This is a genomic window from Sulfurihydrogenibium azorense Az-Fu1 (assembly GCF_000021545.1).
GTDB classification, from domain to species: domain Bacteria; phylum Aquificota; class Aquificia; order Aquificales; family Hydrogenothermaceae; genus Sulfurihydrogenibium; species Sulfurihydrogenibium azorense.
Map to the genome: position 1 here is coordinate 1,591,197 of NC_012438.1, position 17,244 is coordinate 1,608,440.

Annotated in this window: 22 protein-coding genes and 1 tRNA gene; 9 read left to right on the plus strand and 14 right to left on the minus strand. The window is 33.4% G+C overall.

Translation table 11 applies throughout. The features are described 5' to 3' along the window. The first annotated feature begins 8 nt into the window (after positions 1–8). The 4 genes from SULAZ_RS08340 to SULAZ_RS08355 all read left to right on the plus strand — a co-directional run bounded on the left by SULAZ_RS08340 (position 9) and on the right by SULAZ_RS08355 (position 5,850). A complete protein-coding gene (locus SULAZ_RS08340) occupies positions 9–893 on the plus strand; it encodes a tetratricopeptide repeat protein (RefSeq protein ID WP_012673448.1) in 885 nt (294 codons plus the stop codon). Between the two features lie 316 nt (positions 894–1,209). After that, the gene (gene carB / locus SULAZ_RS08345; RefSeq protein WP_012674766.1) at positions 1,210–2,889 is read left to right on the plus strand and encodes a carbamoyl-phosphate synthase large subunit; all 1,680 of its coding nucleotides are present in this window, start codon (positions 1,210–1,212) and stop codon (positions 2,887–2,889) included. Positions 2,890–2,899: 10 nt separating this feature from the next. Next, positions 2,900–4,723, plus strand: a complete 1,824-nt coding sequence (gene leuS, locus SULAZ_RS08350) for a leucine--tRNA ligase (RefSeq protein ID WP_012673974.1) — start codon at positions 2,900–2,902, stop codon at positions 4,721–4,723. After that, complete coding sequence (locus SULAZ_RS08355; RefSeq protein WP_012674265.1) at positions 4,720–5,850, plus strand: cysteine desulfurase family protein; 1,131 nt, start codon at positions 4,720–4,722, stop codon at positions 5,848–5,850. The genes leuS and SULAZ_RS08355 overlap by 4 nt, the downstream gene beginning before the upstream one ends. Here SULAZ_RS08355 and SULAZ_RS08360 read toward each other — a convergent pair. Then, complete coding sequence (locus SULAZ_RS08360; protein WP_012675002.1) at positions 5,833–6,015, minus strand: flagellar biosynthesis anti-sigma factor FlgM; 183 nt, start codon at positions 6,013–6,015, stop codon at positions 5,833–5,835. The genes SULAZ_RS08355 and SULAZ_RS08360 overlap by 18 nt on opposite strands. Positions 6,016–6,076: 61 nt before the next feature. Between SULAZ_RS08360 and tsaB the strand changes: the two genes are divergently transcribed. The 4 genes from tsaB (at position 6,077) to SULAZ_RS08380 (ending at position 8,775) form a co-directional block, all read left to right on the plus strand. Continuing rightward, positions 6,077–6,664 (plus strand): tRNA (adenosine(37)-N6)-threonylcarbamoyltransferase complex dimerization subunit type 1 TsaB, encoded by a 588-nt coding sequence (tsaB, locus tag SULAZ_RS08365; RefSeq protein WP_228357446.1) that lies wholly within the window; start codon positions 6,077–6,079, stop codon positions 6,662–6,664. Between the two features lie 42 nt (positions 6,665–6,706). Beyond that, on the plus strand, positions 6,707–7,900 hold the full coding sequence (locus SULAZ_RS08370) for an N-acetylmuramoyl-L-alanine amidase (protein ID WP_012674313.1): 1,194 nt from the start codon (positions 6,707–6,709) through the stop codon (positions 7,898–7,900). Then, a complete protein-coding gene (locus SULAZ_RS08375; protein WP_012673979.1) occupies positions 7,897–8,661 on the plus strand; it encodes a type III pantothenate kinase in 765 nt (254 codons plus the stop codon). The genes SULAZ_RS08370 and SULAZ_RS08375 overlap by 4 nt, the downstream gene beginning before the upstream one ends. 23 nt (positions 8,662–8,684) lie before the next feature. Further along, a tRNA-Ser gene (locus tag SULAZ_RS08380) sits at positions 8,685–8,775 on the plus strand. A 4-nt stretch (positions 8,776–8,779) separates the two neighbouring features. Here the strand turns inward: SULAZ_RS08380 and gmhB are convergent. The 4 genes from gmhB to SULAZ_RS08400 are packed head-to-tail and all read right to left on the minus strand — an operon-like array spanning position 8,780 to position 11,607. Next, a complete protein-coding gene (gene gmhB, locus SULAZ_RS08385) occupies positions 8,780–9,328 on the minus strand; it encodes a D-glycero-beta-D-manno-heptose 1,7-bisphosphate 7-phosphatase (protein ID WP_012674605.1) in 549 nt (182 codons plus the stop codon). 9 nt (positions 9,329–9,337) lie between these two features. After that, on the minus strand, positions 9,338–9,928 hold the full coding sequence (gene coaE, locus SULAZ_RS08390) for a dephospho-CoA kinase (protein ID WP_012674424.1): 591 nt from the start codon (positions 9,926–9,928) through the stop codon (positions 9,338–9,340). A 2-nt stretch (positions 9,929–9,930) separates the two neighbouring features. Further along, complete coding sequence (locus SULAZ_RS08395; RefSeq protein WP_012674973.1) at positions 9,931–10,947, minus strand: mechanosensitive ion channel family protein; 1,017 nt, start codon at positions 10,945–10,947, stop codon at positions 9,931–9,933. Further along, positions 10,948–11,607: a YIP1 family protein gene (locus tag SULAZ_RS08400; RefSeq protein WP_012674906.1), complete on the minus strand. Its 660-nt coding sequence runs from the start codon at positions 11,605–11,607 to the stop codon at positions 10,948–10,950. Between the two features lie 81 nt (positions 11,608–11,688). On the opposite strand from SULAZ_RS08400, the gene SULAZ_RS08405 reads away from it, so the two are divergent. Next, positions 11,689–12,504: a 2,3,4,5-tetrahydropyridine-2,6-dicarboxylate N-succinyltransferase gene (locus SULAZ_RS08405; protein WP_012673431.1), complete on the plus strand. Its 816-nt coding sequence runs from the start codon at positions 11,689–11,691 to the stop codon at positions 12,502–12,504. Here the strand turns inward: SULAZ_RS08405 and SULAZ_RS08410 are convergent. From SULAZ_RS08410 to SULAZ_RS09215, 9 genes are all read right to left on the minus strand, one after another. Continuing rightward, the gene (locus tag SULAZ_RS08410; RefSeq protein WP_012674575.1) at positions 12,488–12,751 is read right to left on the minus strand and encodes an EscU/YscU/HrcU family type III secretion system export apparatus switch protein; all 264 of its coding nucleotides are present in this window, start codon (positions 12,749–12,751) and stop codon (positions 12,488–12,490) included. The genes SULAZ_RS08405 and SULAZ_RS08410 overlap by 17 nt on opposite strands. Next, positions 12,741–13,790, minus strand: coding sequence for a hypothetical protein (locus SULAZ_RS08415; protein ID WP_041675907.1), 1,050 nt, complete (start codon positions 13,788–13,790; stop codon positions 12,741–12,743). The genes SULAZ_RS08410 and SULAZ_RS08415 overlap by 11 nt, the downstream gene beginning before the upstream one ends. A 17-nt stretch (positions 13,791–13,807) precedes the next feature. Continuing rightward, positions 13,808–14,107, minus strand: coding sequence for a YggT family protein (locus SULAZ_RS08420; protein WP_012674413.1), 300 nt, complete (start codon positions 14,105–14,107; stop codon positions 13,808–13,810). Continuing rightward, a complete protein-coding gene (gene rplQ, locus SULAZ_RS08425) occupies positions 14,107–14,478 on the minus strand; it encodes a 50S ribosomal protein L17 (RefSeq protein ID WP_012674147.1) in 372 nt (123 codons plus the stop codon). Before rplQ ends, SULAZ_RS08420 begins: the two co-directional genes overlap by 1 nt. An 18-nt stretch (positions 14,479–14,496) precedes the next feature. After that, the gene (locus tag SULAZ_RS08430; protein ID WP_012675049.1) at positions 14,497–15,477 is read right to left on the minus strand and encodes a DNA-directed RNA polymerase subunit alpha; all 981 of its coding nucleotides are present in this window, start codon (positions 15,475–15,477) and stop codon (positions 14,497–14,499) included. A 108-nt stretch (positions 15,478–15,585) separates the two neighbouring features. Continuing rightward, complete coding sequence (gene rpsD / locus SULAZ_RS08435) at positions 15,586–16,200, minus strand: 30S ribosomal protein S4 (protein WP_012674566.1); 615 nt, start codon at positions 16,198–16,200, stop codon at positions 15,586–15,588. 3 nt (positions 16,201–16,203) lie between these two features. Further along, on the minus strand, positions 16,204–16,596 hold the full coding sequence (gene rpsK / locus SULAZ_RS08440) for a 30S ribosomal protein S11 (RefSeq protein WP_012673840.1): 393 nt from the start codon (positions 16,594–16,596) through the stop codon (positions 16,204–16,206). A 25-nt stretch (positions 16,597–16,621) separates the two neighbouring features. Further along, a complete protein-coding gene (rpsM, locus tag SULAZ_RS08445) occupies positions 16,622–16,972 on the minus strand; it encodes a 30S ribosomal protein S13 (protein WP_012674781.1) in 351 nt (116 codons plus the stop codon). Between the two features lie 60 nt (positions 16,973–17,032). After that, positions 17,033–17,167 carry a hypothetical protein gene (locus SULAZ_RS09215; protein ID WP_012674739.1) on the minus strand — a complete coding sequence of 45 codons (135 nt, stop codon included), beginning with the start codon at positions 17,165–17,167 and terminating at the stop codon, positions 17,033–17,035. Between the last annotated feature and the right edge of the window lie 77 nt (positions 17,168–17,244).

Sequence of the window (17,244 nt, forward strand, 5' to 3'; positions counted from 1 at the left end):
AGGAAGGCATGAAGAAGGTTCTTGCATCACTTCTTATTTCATCGGGCTTGGTTCTTGCGAATCCGGTTTATAACTGCTTCACTTTCTTAAACGCCGGAGACTTAAAAAGAGCCTTAGAGGAAGGAAAAAAGGCTGTGAAACTTTATCCTGCAGATCCTTATGCTCACTCTTGCCTCGGAAAGGCTTACTATGAATCCGGACTCTTTGACCAAGCCCTTGAGAGTTTAAAAAGAGCAGAGAAACTCGCAACTCAAGAGGAAGACCTTATGTATATCTATAACTGGATAGGTGGGGTCCTTGAGAAGAAAGGAGACTACGACGATGCACTTGAGTATTACATGAGAAGCCTTTCAGTAGCAAAGAGAAAAGGAAATAGAAAAGCGCAGGCAGCCCGCCTTAATAATATAGGAGGGATCTACCGTAATAAAGGTGATCTTGACAGAGCACTCTCTTACTATATGGAGTCTTTGGAGCTTACAGAAAAAGAAGAAGATAAGGCTACTACATACAACAACATAGCTGTTATTTACTCTGAAAAAGGTGATTATTCTAAAGCGGTAGAGTATTTAAAAAAGGCTATTGAGATCGATGAAAGGTTTGGAAATTATCATGGAGCCGCTCAACGGATGCTCAATCTTGGGGCTACTTATATAATGATGAAAGATTACAATAATGCTACCTACTATCTTAAAGAAGGTTTAACGAGGATACAAAAAGTTGGAGACAAATACTTGGAAGCGTATGCATATGGATATTTAGGTTGGCTCTACGAAGATTTAGGTAAAATAGATCTTGCAAGAGATTATTTTAAAAAAGCATATAACCTCTTTAGCTCCATTGGTGCAAAAGCTGATGCAGAAGTTGTATATTCAGAACTTTCAAAACTTAAATAATGATAAATGATAAAAGTAAAATTTTAATAAGATAAGTTATTTTCCAATTTTTTAATATTCCATATTTTATGTGTTGAATCATTAACCCTAATTTCAAATTCAAGAAGTGGTATTATATTTAAAAACGACTGCTGGAAGTTATATTTTAGAATTAAGATAAACTTTTTTATTTCGGCTTTAAATTTTGCTACTTCCCTTGGTTTGTTTTAAAATTATTTAAATTGGAAATTAGAGTTTAAAGTTTAAACATTAAAGTTTATATCTGTATATTCCAAAAATGCTAAAATATATATCTAAAATCTCAACGAGGTAAAGTATGCCAAAAAGGACTGATATTGAGACAATCCTTCTAATCGGATCCGGACCTATCATAATCGGGCAAGCTGCAGAGTTTGATTACTCCGGAACCCAAGGTGCAAAAGCCCTAAAAGAAGAAGGTTATCGTGTAATCCTTGTAAACTCAAACCCCGCAACCATAATGACAGACCCAAACATAGCAGACAGAACCTACATAGAACCCCTAATAACCCCTGTTTTAGAAAAAATCATAGAAAAAGAAAGACCTGACGCAATCTTGCCTACACTTGGTGGACAAACAGCTTTAAACCTTGCAATAGAGCTATATGAGAAAGGTATATTAGACAAGTACAACGTTGAGCTTATCGGTGCAAAGTACGAAGTCATAAAAAAAGCAGAAGACAGAGACCTTTTTAAAAAGGCAATGGAAAATATTGGTTTATCAATGCCTAAAAGTGCAGTCGTAAAATCCATCGCAGAAGCAGAAGAAGTTATAGACTGGATAGGATTTCCAGTTATTATAAGACCATCCTTTACCCTTGGTGGAACAGGAGGAAGTATAGCATACAACAGAGAAGAGTTTTACCCTAAAGTAAAAGCAGGATTAGATGCTTCTCCTATTCACGAAGTACTCCTTGAAGAGTCTGTTATAGGATGGAAAGAGTTTGAGATGGAAGTAATGAGAGATAAAAATGATAACTGCGTTATTATATGCTCCATAGAAAACCTTGACCCAATGGGAGTTCATACAGGAGACAGTATAACTATAGCTCCTGCAATGACCCTTTCAGACAGAGAGTATCAAATACTAAGAAACTACTCAATAGCAGTAATGAGAGAAATTGGAGTAGAGACAGGAGGGTCAAACGTACAGTTTTCTCAAAACCCAAAAACAGGAGAGTTTTACGTTATAGAGATGAACCCAAGGGTTTCAAGGTCTTCAGCATTAGCATCAAAAGCTACAGGCTTTCCAATAGCAAAAATAGCAGCAAAACTTGCAGTAGGATACACGTTAGACGAACTTCCTAACGATATCACTAAAAAAACACCAGCATCTTTCGAACCTACCATAGACTATGTAGTTGTAAAAATACCTCGATTTGATTTTGCAAAATTCCCAGAAGCTGACAAAACTCTAACTACCATGATGAAATCAGTTGGTGAAGTTATGGCAATTGGAAGAACATTTAAAGAAAGCCTTCAAAAAGCCTTAAGAAGTTTAGAGTTAGGTAGGTATGGATTTTATATGGGACTGGAGAATATAGATGAAAACACATTAAAAGAAAATATAATAAAACCTAACCCAGATAGATTGTGGTATATAGCTGAAGCTTTTAGAAGAGGCTATACAGTAGAAGAAGTAAACCAGCTATCCCACATAGACAAATGGTTTTTAAACCAGATAAAAGAGATTATAGACTACGAGATTTACCTATCAACTAAAACTATAGAAACTATTACAGACCAAGAGTTAGAAAAAGCTAAACAGTGGGGATTCTCAGACAGAGAACTTGCAAGACTACTTAAAACAACAGAAGAGGAAGTAAGAAAAAGAAGAGTAGCAGTATCCTACAAGGTAGTAGACACTTGTGCAGCTGAGTTTGAGGCATTTACACCCTACTACTACTCATCTTACGAATCTTTATCAGGAAAAGTAGAAGAAGATGGAAGTATAATCTATTATAGAGACACAGAGTAAGGAGAAAAAGATGGAGTACAGATTTGAAGAAATAGAAAGACAATATTTAGAAAAATGGGAAGAAGAAAAAATTTTTAAATCTGTAGAAAATAACGACAAACAAAACAAGTACTATGTCCTTGAGATGTTTCCTTACCCTTCCGGAAAAATACATATGGGACATGTAAGAAACTATGCAATAGGGGACGTTATCAATAGATACTATAGAATGACAGGTAAAAACACACTACACCCCATGGGATGGGACGCTTTTGGAATGCCTGCAGAAAACGCAGCAATAAAGAGTGGCATCCACCCAGCTAAATGGACCTACGAAAACATAGACTACATGAAATCCCAGTTAAAAAGACTTGGTTTTTCTTACGACTGGGATAGAGAAATAGCAACATGTAATCCAGACTACTACAAATGGAATCAGTGGCTATTTTTAAAGATGTTTGAAAAGGGTATAGCTTACAGAAAATCAGCCCTTGTTAACTGGTGTCCCCACGACCTTACAGTTTTGGCAAACGAACAAGTAATAGATGGTAAATGCTGGAGATGTGGTACTCAGGTAGTCCAAAAAGAAATCCCATCATGGTACTTAAAAATAACAGATTACGCAGAAAAGTTGCTCCAAGACTTAGAAAAGCTAAAAGGTAAATGGCCTTCTCAAGTTTTAACAATGCAAGAAAACTGGATAGGAAAATCTATAGGTGCTACTATTAAATTTAAAATAAAAGATAGTGACGAATACTTAGAAGTATTTACAACAAGACCGGATACTTTATACGGAGTAACTTTTATGGCAGTTGCTCCTGAAAATCCTATCGTTTTAAAATTATCAGAAAACACACCATACCAAGAGGAAGTTAAAAAATTCGTTGAAAAAATAAAATCTCTATCTACAAAAGAAAGGTCTATCGTAGAAGAAAAAGAAGGTGTATTTACAGGAAGATACGCTATAAATCCTCTAACTGGAGAAGAAGTTCCCATTTACGCAGCAAACTACATACTGTGGGGTTATGCAGCAGGTGCTATAATGGCAGTACCTGCCCATGACCAGAGAGACTACGAATTTGCTAAAAAGTATAACCTACCTATAAAACAAGTTATAAAACCTGTAGATAAAGACTGGGACTTTGAAAAGGGAGCATACGAAGAAGAAGGAATACTTATAAACTCAGGGGAGTTTTCAGGGTTAACCTCATCTCAAGCAAAAGAAAAAATAACACAACTGTTAGAGGAAAAAGGTATAGGCAAAAAAACTGTAAACTACAAACTTAGAGACTGGAACATATCCAGACAAAGATACTGGGGAACACCTATTCCTATTATTTACTGTGAATCCTGTGGGATAGTACCTGTACCAGAAAAAGACCTGCCAGTAGTACTACCTCAAAATGTAGAGTTTACAGGTATGGGAGGTAATCCTTTATCAAAGGTTGAAGAGTTTGTAAATACAACTTGTCCAAAATGTGGTAAACCTGCAAAAAGAGAAACAGACACTATGGATACATTTGTAGACAGCTCTTGGTACTTTTTAAGGTACTGTGACCCTAAAAATGAAGAAAAACCTTTTGATAAAGAAAAGGTGAACTACTGGATGCCAGTAGATATATACATAGGAGGCATAGAACACGCCGTCTTACACCTTCTTTACTCAAGATTTTTTACAAAGTTTTTAAAAGATATAGGTTTAGTGGACTTTGATGAACCATTTGAAAAACTCTTAACTCAAGGAATGGTACTTAAAAAGTGGATAAGTATAGAAAAATTCTTAGAGATTTTAGGATTAAACGAAGAATCTACAGTAGAAGAGTTAAAAGAAAAAATAAAACAATTTAAGCAATGATATACTTTGATAATGCTGCAACCTCTCCGGTTCTACCGGAGATTTTAGACTCTTTAAAAACTCTTTACGAAGAGTACTACGCAAATCCAAGTTCCATACACAAAGAAGGACAGAAAGCCAGAAACCTAATAGAAAAAAGTAGGTACGGAATATCTCAGTATATAGGTTGTAATGCTGATGAGATAATCTTCACATCTTGTGCCACAGAAAGTAATAACCTAGCCATCATAGGACTTGCAGAGAGCTATCCAGAAAAAGACCACATTATTACAACCCCCATAGAACACAAATCAGTTTTAATGCCCCTTAAACACCTATCGTCAAAAGGCTACAAAGTAGACTTTGTTAAAGTAGATAAAAACGGCATTGTAGACTTAGACCACTTAAAAAGTCTAATAAACAACAAAACACTACTGGTTTGTGTTATCCATGGGAATAACGAGACAGGTGTATTACAAGACTTAGAGAATATAGGGAAAGTATGTAAAGAAAAAGATGTTTTCTTTTTCACCGATGTAGTTCAGTCATTCTGTAAAGAAGATATACCTCTACAGTATATAGACATGTTCTCTATATCCGGTCATAAAATAAACGCACCAAAATCTATAGGAATGTTGTATAAAAAAGAAGGTATAAAACTAACTCCTATCATTTTCGGAGGAGGTCAAGAAAGAGGTTTAAGGTCAGGAACAGAAAGTCCTCAGCTGATACACTCACTCTTTATAGCCATAGAGTACTGGAACAAAAACAAAGATAGATTAGTAAACCATTTAAAGAGCATAAAAGACTTATTTGAAGAAAAGTTAACTCAAAGTGTAGAAGAAATTGAAATAGTAAGTAAAGACATTAAAAGACTTCCCAACATATCAAACATTATCTTTCCAAAGATAGACGCCCAAAGTCTAATAATGGCTTTAGATACGGAAGGTGTAGCTGTTTCATCAGGGTCGGCTTGCTCGTCAGGAACTCCTACTCCTTCCCACGTTTTAAAGGCTTACGGGTATACTGACAAACAAGCCTTATCTTCAATTAGATTTTCATTTGGTATTTTTAACACAGTCCAAGAAGTAGAAGTTACAGTAGAAAAAATAACAAACATTTACAGAGACTTAAGGTCTTTCTTTTAACTTTTTAAGGATTTTCTCAACTAACTCTTCAACAGGGACATCGTACTTCCCTTCGGCAATTAAACGTTTAATTTCCTCAATTCTTTCCTGTCTCATTTCTTTCTCCTGATCTAAAAAATCTTTCAACCTTTCTATAGCCTCATTTAAATCTTCTTCGTTGCGCATATCCTTTACCAGTTTTAAGTTTAATAAATTTTCGGTATAATTTTTAAAAACTTTAAAAGGGTTGATATTGTATTTAAGTATAGATACTTTTTCAGATAACTTTGGAATTGCGGTTATTGACGAAGAAAAAGTTTACGGTTATGTAGATTACCTAAAACCTAAACCATTTTCTGAGATTCTGATAATAGAGATAGACAATCTATTTAAAACCCTTCAAATAGAAAAACAAAATATAAAGGGAGTAATTGTTAACATAGGTTTAGGCTCTAACACAGGACTTAGAGTAGGAGTTATTACAGCCAAGACAATTTCTTACAGTTTGAATATCCCAATGTATACATATAAGACCTTAGACGTTATGATACATAAATACAGACATTTTTGTGGAAACGTTATAGCAGCTATAAACATTGGAAAATCAAGGGTTGCTTATAAATTAAAAGGCGAAGAAGGATACAACATAAAAACCTTTGAAGACTTTAAAGAGTATATTCAGACTTTAGAGAATACCTTCGTTATAACTAAAAATCTGGATTTAAAAGGTTCTGTAAAACTTCTTACCTCTTTATGTATAGAAGGTGGTTTTTACTGTTTAGAAAATAAAAAAGAAGAAAACCCATTTTTTATCGAACCTCTTTATCATGATTAAACATTTAAAAAAATTTACCGAAAAGTAATAAAGGGGTATAAAATGGTTAGATTTTTGTTAATGTTGTTAATCTTCATTATAAGTTTTTCTTTTGGATTTGAAATCAGAACTGGAGAGTATGAAGACAAAGTAAGAATAGTCTTAGATGGAGTTAAAAATGCTGATATTGTAACTGTGTCTAATAATCTAATACTAAAAGTTTCGGAAAAGTATAAAAATTCAAATTTTAAATTAAACAACTCGTCAATAAAAGAAATTGAAATCTATACAAACGAAGAGAAAAACTCTTCTTTAATTTACATTACACTTCAAGAAGGTTTGTCTTATAAATATTTTTCTCTATCAAATCCCGACAGGTTTGTTATTGATATAATGAAAGTATCTACAGTAAAAAATCAGATTCAAAAAACGGAAAAAAAAGATTATCAAGCTGATGTACTTGATACAATCTTAAAAAATTTAGAAAATCAAACGAAAAATACATCACTATCATCTTTTGAAATAGAAGTTCCTAAAAACTTTTCTGGTAAAAAGAAGGTTATAGTAATAGACCCGGGACATGGAGGACACGATCCGGGAGCTATGGCAAATGGCCTGAAAGAAAAAGATATAAACTTAAAGGTAGCTTTAAAGCTTAAGAATTACCTTGAAAAAGACGGCAGGTTTAAAGTTTATCTTACTAGAGATGACGATTACTTTGTACCTTTATACGATAGGACTTTAATAGCTTTAGAGAAAAAGGCCGACCTTTTTATAAGTATACATACTAACGCTTCTGAGAATCCTAACCTCTCTGGAACTTACGTATATACACTAAATTTAAAAGGTGCTACCTCTAAACTTGCAAAGATGGTAGAAGAAAGAGAGAACAAAACAGTTTTAAATGTAGTAAAAGTTAGTACAAATCCAAATGTAAATAAAATAGTTGCGGATATGGCTATTAGCCATACGATGACAGAAGGTTTAAACTTTGCAAAATTTATTGAAGTAAACGCTAAAAACCTACTACCTGATACAGAGTTTAAAAGAATAGAATCAGCTAACTTTGCAGTTTTAAAAACTCCTTCCATCCCGGCAGTGTTAGTAGAGACTGCTTTTATAACAAATGAAAAAGATGCAAAACTCTTAGCAAATGATAAGTTTTTAGACAACTTAGCAAAAGTTCTGTATAAATCTATAGTAGATTACTTTTTCAAATATAAAAATTTAGTTTTTAAAGGTAAAGCAGAAAGTTGATACTAGGAATTGATATAGGTAATACGACAGTAGAATTTGGACTTATTGAAAGCTTAGATGAAATACACAGTATGAAGTTTTCCACAGACTTAGATAAAACCCCTGATGACTGGATTTTAAATGTAGATTTTTTCATTAAATACTTTTCAGTTGATTTAAAAAGTATAAAAAACATACTCATATCATCTGTAGTACCTCATATAGAGACAAAAATCAGGGTTGCTATACTTAAATATTTTAACAAAAGCCCTTTATTTATTGGCAGAGATTTAAATATCCCAATAAAGGTAAACTACGATGACCCATCCCAAGTAGGTGTAGATAGACTGTTAAACAGTTATGCATCTTTTCACATTACAAAACCTCCCATACTCTGTATAGATTTTGGTACGGCCATCACCTTTGATGTAGTAAGTAAAAAAGGTGAGTATGAAGGCGGATTAATATTTCCTGGGATGGAGACATCTTTAAAATGTCTGTTCTCAAAAACAGCAAAACTTCCCAAAGTTAGCTTAGAAAAGCCAGATTATATAGTAGGTAAAAACACAGTAAAAAGTATACAATCTGGAATATACTACGGTTATCTTTCCTTGGTAGAAGGAATAATTAAAAAGGTTGAAGAAAGTTATAAAGAAAAGTTTAATATTGTACTAACTGGAGGAAATGCTGATATCATAGCAATAAACTTGAAAAGAAAATTTATTTTTGAGCCTAAACTTCCAATGAAAGGTATTTTTTATCTTGCAAATTCTCTAATGTAGTAATATAATATATTCTCTCTCATGGAGAGGTGGCTGAGTGGTCGAAAGCGGCTTCCTGCTAAGAAGTTGTGCGGGGTAAAACCTGCACCGCGGGTTCGAATCCCGCCCTCTCCGCTTTCTAATGTTTTAATATAAAGTTCTCTACCACATCTAAAATATCTTCTCCTATAAAATCAGCTGTAGTGTTTTCTATATACTTTAAACCTTGTCCAGTTTTTACCAATGCAGCCTTTATTCCTTCTTTGTGAGCTGCTAAAATATCGTTTTCCTTATCTCCTATTAAAAATGATTTAGAAGGGTCAACACTAAACTCTTTTATAGCTTGTCTTATCATACCACTTTCTGGCTTTCTACAATCACATTTAATAGAGTACTTTTCAACAGTACCGTTTTCATGGTGCGGACAGTAGTAAACTTTTTCTATTTTTATTCCATGTTTTTCAAACTCTTTAAGCATGTAGTCTGTGAGTTTTAAAAAGTCTTCTTCTGTGTAATAACCAACAGCTATTCCAGATTGATTTGTTACAATAAAAAGCTTAAAGCCATTATCTTGGAGTTTTTTTAAAGCTTCAAAAACGTTAGGATAAAACTCAAAATCTTCAATTTTATGGACATAGCCTTTATCTACATTAATAACTCCGTCTCTGTCTAAGAAAACCGCCTTCATTACACCTCCTTAACAATCTTTAAGCAGTTTTTTATACAGGTCTTCTAACTTTTTTTTAAATTCTTCTATCGACCCTGTGTTTTCTACAATGTAAGTTGCGTACTCTTTCTTTTCTTCTATATCCATCTGAGCGTTTATTCTACTTAGAGCTTCTTCTTTAGTAAAGCCTTTTTTCAGTAATCTTTCAAGTTGGAGTTCCTTTGGAGCGTATATAAGGATTACTTTTTCATAATTTTTATAACTACCAGTTTCAATCATCAAAGGAACAGACACTATAGCTATAGCATCTGGATTTTTTTCTTTAACTTCTTTTAACCATTCTTTTATCCTTTGATCTACCTTTGGATGTATTATACTTTCAAGGATTTTCCTTTTTTCAGGATTACTAAATATTATGTTAGCCAGCTTCTTTTTATCTAACTTATCTTCTTCAAAAGCCTCAGGAAAGTGATTTTTCACCTCTTCTAAAACCTTTTTATCTTCGTAGAGAGAGTGAACGACCTTATCAGCATCTATAACAAAACATCCAAGGTCCTGTAGTATCTTCTCAGCTGTAGATTTACCTGTAGCAATACCACCTGTAAGTCCTATTACTTTCATTTTTACTGCCTCTTTAGATGAACATCAAGTTGTGGATAAGGTATTTCTATATTTTCAGCTTTTAACCTTTTAAATATCCTCTTTCTAAGCTCACTTTGGACTGCAAAACCACTTTCATAGTCAGAAACAGATACATACAAAGTAAAGTTTAGGGAGCTGTCTCCAAAACCGGGAATAAACCTAAAGGCTGGTTTAGGGTCTAAAAGTAATCTATCATCCTCTTTTGAATACTTTTCAACTTCATCTAACACAACTTTTTCTAATTTATCTATGTCTGTGTTGTAAGAAACTGGAATTTCAATAGATATCTTTGTTATATTTACAGGTTTTGCGTAGTTTAGGACTATACTTTGAGCCAGCTTCTCATTTGGGATTATTACTGTATCGTTTGTTAAAGTTTTTAAAGTAGTTGTTCTCCAGTTTATGTTTACTACATAACCTCTTCTCCCGTTTTCAAGTTCTATTAAATCCCCTATATTTATTCTTTTTTCAAGGAGAATGTACAAACCTGAAAATATGTTTGAGAGAGTGTCCTTCAAAGCCAAACCTACAGCCAAACCACCAACTCCCAATGTAGTTATTATAGGAGTTATAGATATGTTTAAATTAGACAGAATAATTAAAACACCTACAGTATATATAATGGTATTTATCAAGATAAATATTAAGGAAGCTCCGGCTGTAGGTAAGCTCTTTTCTTCTAGATAAACTTTTAATGCTTTTGTAGATAAATGTGCTAAAAATATTGTTATTGATAAAATAAGTAAAGTATTTATCATTTTTGTTAAGAGATGGTAATGTTTCTCTGGAATATCTAAAAAGGTCAACGTTACATGTACTGATATTATAACTATCCAAAGTAGAGATGGTAGTTTGATTGCTTTATAAATAACATCATCTAACTTTGTTGTAGTCTTTTTAGCTAATTTCTTAAGAAATTCAATTATTAAAACACGTACAACGTATAAAATTCCGAAAGAAACAGAAAAAATAATGATTATTTTATAGTCCTTTAACATCTAAAGCAGACTCTTGATTAAGTTAGTTTGGAGCATACCTATTATTCCACTTAAAATCACGTAAAAGATAACTATCACGATTATAAACTGGAAATTCTTTGAGTTTTCAGAAGGTACATTTAAAACCTTCTCTGAACCAATAAATATAAGATAGAACATATAAAAACTTGATAAAAACATTAAAAAAGCGTTAACAGGAGAGTTTACCATATAACTTAACCCGGCAACCCAAACTGGAATGATAGATACACCTACAAGGTTAAAAACCTTCAAAGGATCCTCTTCTCCTCCAAAAGATTTACCAAAGAAAAAAACTAATGCGGATAAAAAGACCGGCTTAAAAATCTCAAATAACCACACTATCCCTAAAAATATAAACATCTTTGAGTAATCAGAAGATTGTAGCATATTTAAAATTTTATTCATGTACTCAATAGTGGAAGGGTCTGCTTTTGGGTCAGCTTTTAACAGGTCTATAAATTGATTTATGGAAGATATGTAATTAGACCTTAAAACCGTAAAACCTATTAAATAACCTATAACAGGAAAAAGAGAGAAAGGTATTAATAGTAGGATTAAACTACTGTAAGACAGTGGCTTTTCTTTAATTTGTTTCAAATTTTCTTTTGGATTTAGATATATCTTTAATAAACTTTCCAACTTCCACACCTCTTAATGTTTTGTTTATAATTATAACTTAAATTTTGATATAATTTATCAAAAATTTTCAGGAGGAAAACCTTGGAAGAACTAAAAAAACTTATAGTTGAAGCTTGGGATAATAGAGATTTATTAAAAGATAACAAGTATAAAGAAGCTGTAAGGGAGACTATAGACCTTCTTGATAAAGGGAAGATAAGGGTTGCTGAAAAGGTAAACGGTGAGTGGATTGTAAACGAGTGGGTAAAGCAGGCTATACTCCTTTACTTTCCTATCCAAGATATGCAGGTTATGGAAGTTGGACCTTTTGAATATTATGATAAGATACCTTTAAAGAAAAACTGGAAAGAAAGGGGAGTTAGAGTTGTTCCTCCGGCTACTGCAAGGTATGGAAGTTATATAGAGCCGGGAGCCATACTTATGCCTTCTTATGTAAATATAGGTGCGTACGTTGGAAGCGGAACTATGGTTGATACGTGGGCTACTGTTGGGTCTTGCGCTCAAGTTGGTAAAAATGTTCACTTGTCAGGTGGTGTAGGACTTGGTGGAGTTTTAGAGCCTCCTTCTGCAAGACCTGTTATTATAGAAGACAACTGTTTTATAGGTTCAAGATGTATCATCGTTGAAGGTGTAATAGTAGAAGAGGAGGCAGTCTTAGGTGCAAACGTTGTTATAACTGCATCTACAAGGATAATAGACGTATCTGGAGATGAACCTATAGAGTATAGAGGTAGAGTCCCTGCAAGAAGTGTAGTTGTCCCGGGTACTATAACTAAAAAATTTCCAGCTGGAGAGTACGGAGTTCAGTGTGCATTAATAATTGGAAAGAGAAAAGAGTCAACAGATAAAAAGACTTCCTTAAATGAAGCTCTAAGAGAGTTTAACGTTTCTGTTTAGTTTTGTAAATAAAAGCCAGCAATTCTGCTACTACTTTGTAGAGGTCTTCTGGTATCTCCTGATACAAATCTAAACCAGACAAGACCTCTACTAAATCTTTATCCTCTTTTATATAAACCCCATACTGCCTTGCAACTTCTATTATCTTTTGTGCAATTTCTCCTTTTCCTTTTGCAACAACTTTTGGAGCTGTATCTTTATATCTCTCATACTTTAAAGCTACTGCTTTTTTATCCTCAGTAGACATCGAAACTAACTACCTTTACTCCTTGCTGATTTAAAGATTTAAAAAGATCGTTTTTATAAATTTTTAATTTTTCTTTTAATTCCTCATTCTCTGGTCTTATTGAGATAAAGTAGCCATCTTTAAACCTTGCCACTAAAAAATCAACTTTTCCATCATCAAAGTCAAGACTCCCTTTAAAGTAAAAGACATCTTCATCGTTGACTTTAGACTTTTTTATCTCAAAGTATCCAAATTTTACATTTGGTAAGTTAAAGTTAAAAATACCGTAAACAGCATTACCAAGAAATGATGCAATCTGAAGATTTTTTACAGCTTCTAACGTTTTAGGGTCTTGGGTTGTAAACTTTAAGTCTTCTTTTATAGAGTCTATAACATTTTCTAACTGCTGTAATTTGTGTAAAGTAGCGTTATCTTCTATTTTCTCTTTTAACTCATTTATCTTTTCCTTGTAGTTTTGAGTGTTTAAGTCTTTTAAAATTGATTTTAAGGATTCTTCTTTTATGTTTTCTTGTAAATCAGTTATAACCTTAAAAAAGTTATAAACCTTGTTTTCGTAAAATGTCCCTGAGTTTTCTATGGAATTTTTTACGAAAGCTGTGTTTATCTCTGGCGTTTTATCAAATTTTGAGTTTTCAATAGAGATTTGAGAACTTTCTAACAAGTTTTTCACTATTTGGGTTTTAAGCTCTTCAGGTAGATTTTTAAGTGTTTCAAAGTTTTCTATTAAATCAGAATAAAAAGCATCAATTTTAACTTCAGGGGTTTTTAAAGGCTTTCCGTTTAAAGAGATTAACTCAAGCTGTAATTTATTATCTTTTGGTGGAAGAACTTTTAAAAGCAGTTCATGACCTTTTTCAAGGTTTACTTTGGAGTTGACCGTAAGATAACTATCCTTTAAACTTAAAACTACAGCTCCTGACGACAAAATATCAACAACTTTTGCTTTTACAGTCTCCCCTACAGTAAGAGGAATATCTTTACCGATAGGTTTTGAAAGTAAAAACCTCTCTAAAGCTAAACTGGATTTCAAGTCAATCATAGAAAAAAAATATAAGATTAACTTAGACGGTATGCAAGTTGTTGTAAAGTTGGGACTAAGAACTTTTGAAGAAATATTATTATTAGGATAACAATAAAAGGGGCAAAATCTACGTTGTAAACAACGGTAGGAATGTATCTTCTAATAAATCTATAAACAGGTTCTGTAGAAGCTCTTAAAAACTTGATTACCGGGTTGTAAGGGTCTGGATTAACGAAAGATACTAACGCCGAGATTATAACTATCCATTTATAGATTTCAAGGGCAATGTCCAAAGTGTAGGACACTGCCAAAAGGAAGTTTGATAGGATAAACATTATCCTTGTTCAGGATATTCTACAAATTCTATAATAGCTTGCTCGCCACCATCACCTATTCTTCTTTTTTCTAACTTGTATATTCTCGTGTATCCACCGTTTCTTTCTTTAAATAACGGTGCTATTTCACTGTATAACTTTCTTGCAACTTTTTGGTCTTTTAACCTTTGAGAAAGCAATCTTTTTGCGTGTATAGAATCTTCTTTTGCTAAAGTTACTAACTTTTCAACAAAAGACCTTAAAGCCTTTGCCTTTGGTAAAGTGGTTGTTATTCTACCGTTTAATATAAGGGCTTTTGCTAAATTTATAAACAGAGCTTCCCTCTGTTCTTTTCTTCTGTGAAAACTTTTAGTTTTAACTCTATGACGCATCTTTTATTCCTCCTTTAATTACTCTGTTGTTGATTTAGATGGTGCAAGCTCTAAACCCATATCTGCCAACGCATCTTTTATCTCTTTTAAAGATTTTCTTCCAATACTTTTAGCTTCTTTTAAATCATCTTCCGATAGTTTTACTAAATCTCCAATTGTGTTTATTCCTAGTTTTCTTAATGTGTTTATAGCTCTTGAAGATATTTCAAGCTCATCAATTGCTAAGGACAACTTGTCTTCTTCTATTTTTAACTCTTCTGTTTTTGGTGCAACAGTTTTCTTAATAACCTGTGCCTTCCTTACTGTAGGCTTTTGAAGGAGTGTAAAGTGTTCTATTAGTATGTTTGCAGACTTTTCGAGAGCTTCATCTGGAGTAATAGTTCCATCTGTTTCAATCTCAAGTATAAGCCTGTCATAATCTGTTTTATCTCCAACTCTAACAGGTTCTACAAAGAAAGTACATCTTTTTATTGGAGAAAAAGACGTGTCTATTAATATCCAACCAATCTCATTTATATCTTCTAATTCCTCTACTGTTTTATACCCTCTTCCTCTTTCTATTCTAAATTCCATTTGAAGTTTTACATTTTCAGAAAGAGTACATATGTACTCATCAGGATTTACAATCTCTATTCCTGGTGGAGCTTTAATGTCTTTTGCAAAAACTTTACCAGGGCCTTCAACTTCTAATATAGCAAAATCTCTTTCTATATTTTCATCTATCTTTAACCTAATTTGTTTTAAATTTAAGATAATTTCACTTACATCTTCTATTACACCTTTTACTGTTGTAAACTCGTGAGGCACTCCTACTATTTTAACAGCTGTAATAGCACCACTTGGTAACGATGAAAGTAAAACTCTTCTCAAAGCATTACCAAGTGTTATACCATACCCTCTCTCTAAAGGCTCTACGTATAACTTACCAAAATTTTCTGTTTTTGTTGACTCATCCCAATATATTTTTGAAGGCATTACAAAATCTAACAAAGATGGCATCTTTACCACTCCTTACCGGATTTTTTCCGGTACCGGGGTATTTATTACCGCCTTTAAATAAAAGTGCTCCTTGCCCCGGCAGGCGGTTTTGGAGCACTTGAGGTTTTATTACATAGAGTAGAACTCAATTATATACTGAACATTTACAGGGATTTCTAACTCTATCTCTTCTGGGATTTCGACAACCTTTCCTCTCATATTTTCTTTGTCTAATTCGAGCCACTTTGGTATAGATCTTGGATCTCTATTTTCTAAATTTTCTTTGAAAATAGCCAACTTTTTACTTTTTTCTCTAACTTCTATAATATCACCTGCATCTACCCTGTATGATGGTATATCAACTTTTTTACCGTTTACTGTAAAATGGCCATGTTTTACAAGCTGCCTTGCCTGCTGTCTTGTTTTTGCAAAACCTAATCTGTATACCACATTATCTAATCTTCTTTCTAGTAACTGTAGTAAAACTACACCTGTGTTACCTGCTTTTTTAGATGCTTCTTCGAAGTATCTTCTGAATTGACTCTCTCTTAAACCGCCATATAAGAACTTTAACTTTTGTTTTTCTTGTAATCTAACTCCATAATCGGATAGTTTTTTTCTACCTTGAGTTCTTCCGTGTTGTCCCGGTGGAAAATTTCTCTTTTGAAAAGACTCTAAATCACCACCTATAAATACGCCTAATCTCCTACTTACTTTTGTTAAAGGTCCTATATATCTACCCATCTGTTAAACCCTCCTTTTACTTGGTGGACGACAACCGTTATGAGGTATAGGTGTAACATCTCTTATAGCTGTAATAGTTAAACCTGAAGCTGCTAATGTTCTTATTGCTGGTTCTCTACCAGCTCCAGGTCCTTTTACCCAAACTTCAACCTCTTTCAATCCATACTCATCCATAGCTTTTTTAGCAGCTTTTTGAGCAGCAAGTTGTGCTGCGTAAGGAGTATTTTTTCTTGTTCCTTTAAATCCTACTGTTCCTCCAGATGCCCATGAAAGGGTGTTTCCTTCTTTGTCAGTTATAGTAACTATAGTATTATTGAATGTTGATTGTATATGGGCTATTCCTGAAGTTACTGTCCTTTTTACTTTTTTAGTAGTAGATTTTCTTTTTTTTGCCATTTTTTACACCTCATTCTTATTTAAATTACTTTTTTCTTTTTCCTCTTCTCGTTTTTGCATTTGTTTTTGTTCTTTGACCTCTCACTGGAAGACCAAGTCTATGTCTTACACCTCTGTAACAACCCATATCAACCAATCTTTTGATAGCAACAGCAACTTCTCTTCTGAGGTCACCTTCCACTTTATAATTTTGCTCAATAAACTTTCTTATTGTATTAAGCTCTTCTGGAGTTAACTCTCCAACTCTCTTCATTCCGTCTATTCCTGTTTTTTCCAATATCTCTTTTGCTCTAGTCTTACCTATACCATAGATGTAGGTAAGAGCTATCTCCAATCTTTTTCTATCGGGTAAGTCTACACCTGCAATACGTGCCATATTTTACAGCCTGGTTAACCAAAGTGTATAAAGTTAGCTACACTCTGGACTGGGGTATTTCTATTCCGCCTTTTTCAGATGCAAGCAATCCCCAGCAGGCGGTATTTTGCTTGCATCATAGTCCCTGTCCCAAGAAACAGGAACTAACCCTACTGCTACCCTATCCCAATCCCTATCTACCAGTATTGGCTTCAAGGGTGATAAGTCCCTGCTAATAGACTTATCCAGAATAGGTATAGCAAGGGCTACCTTTACAATTTGCCATAGTTTCT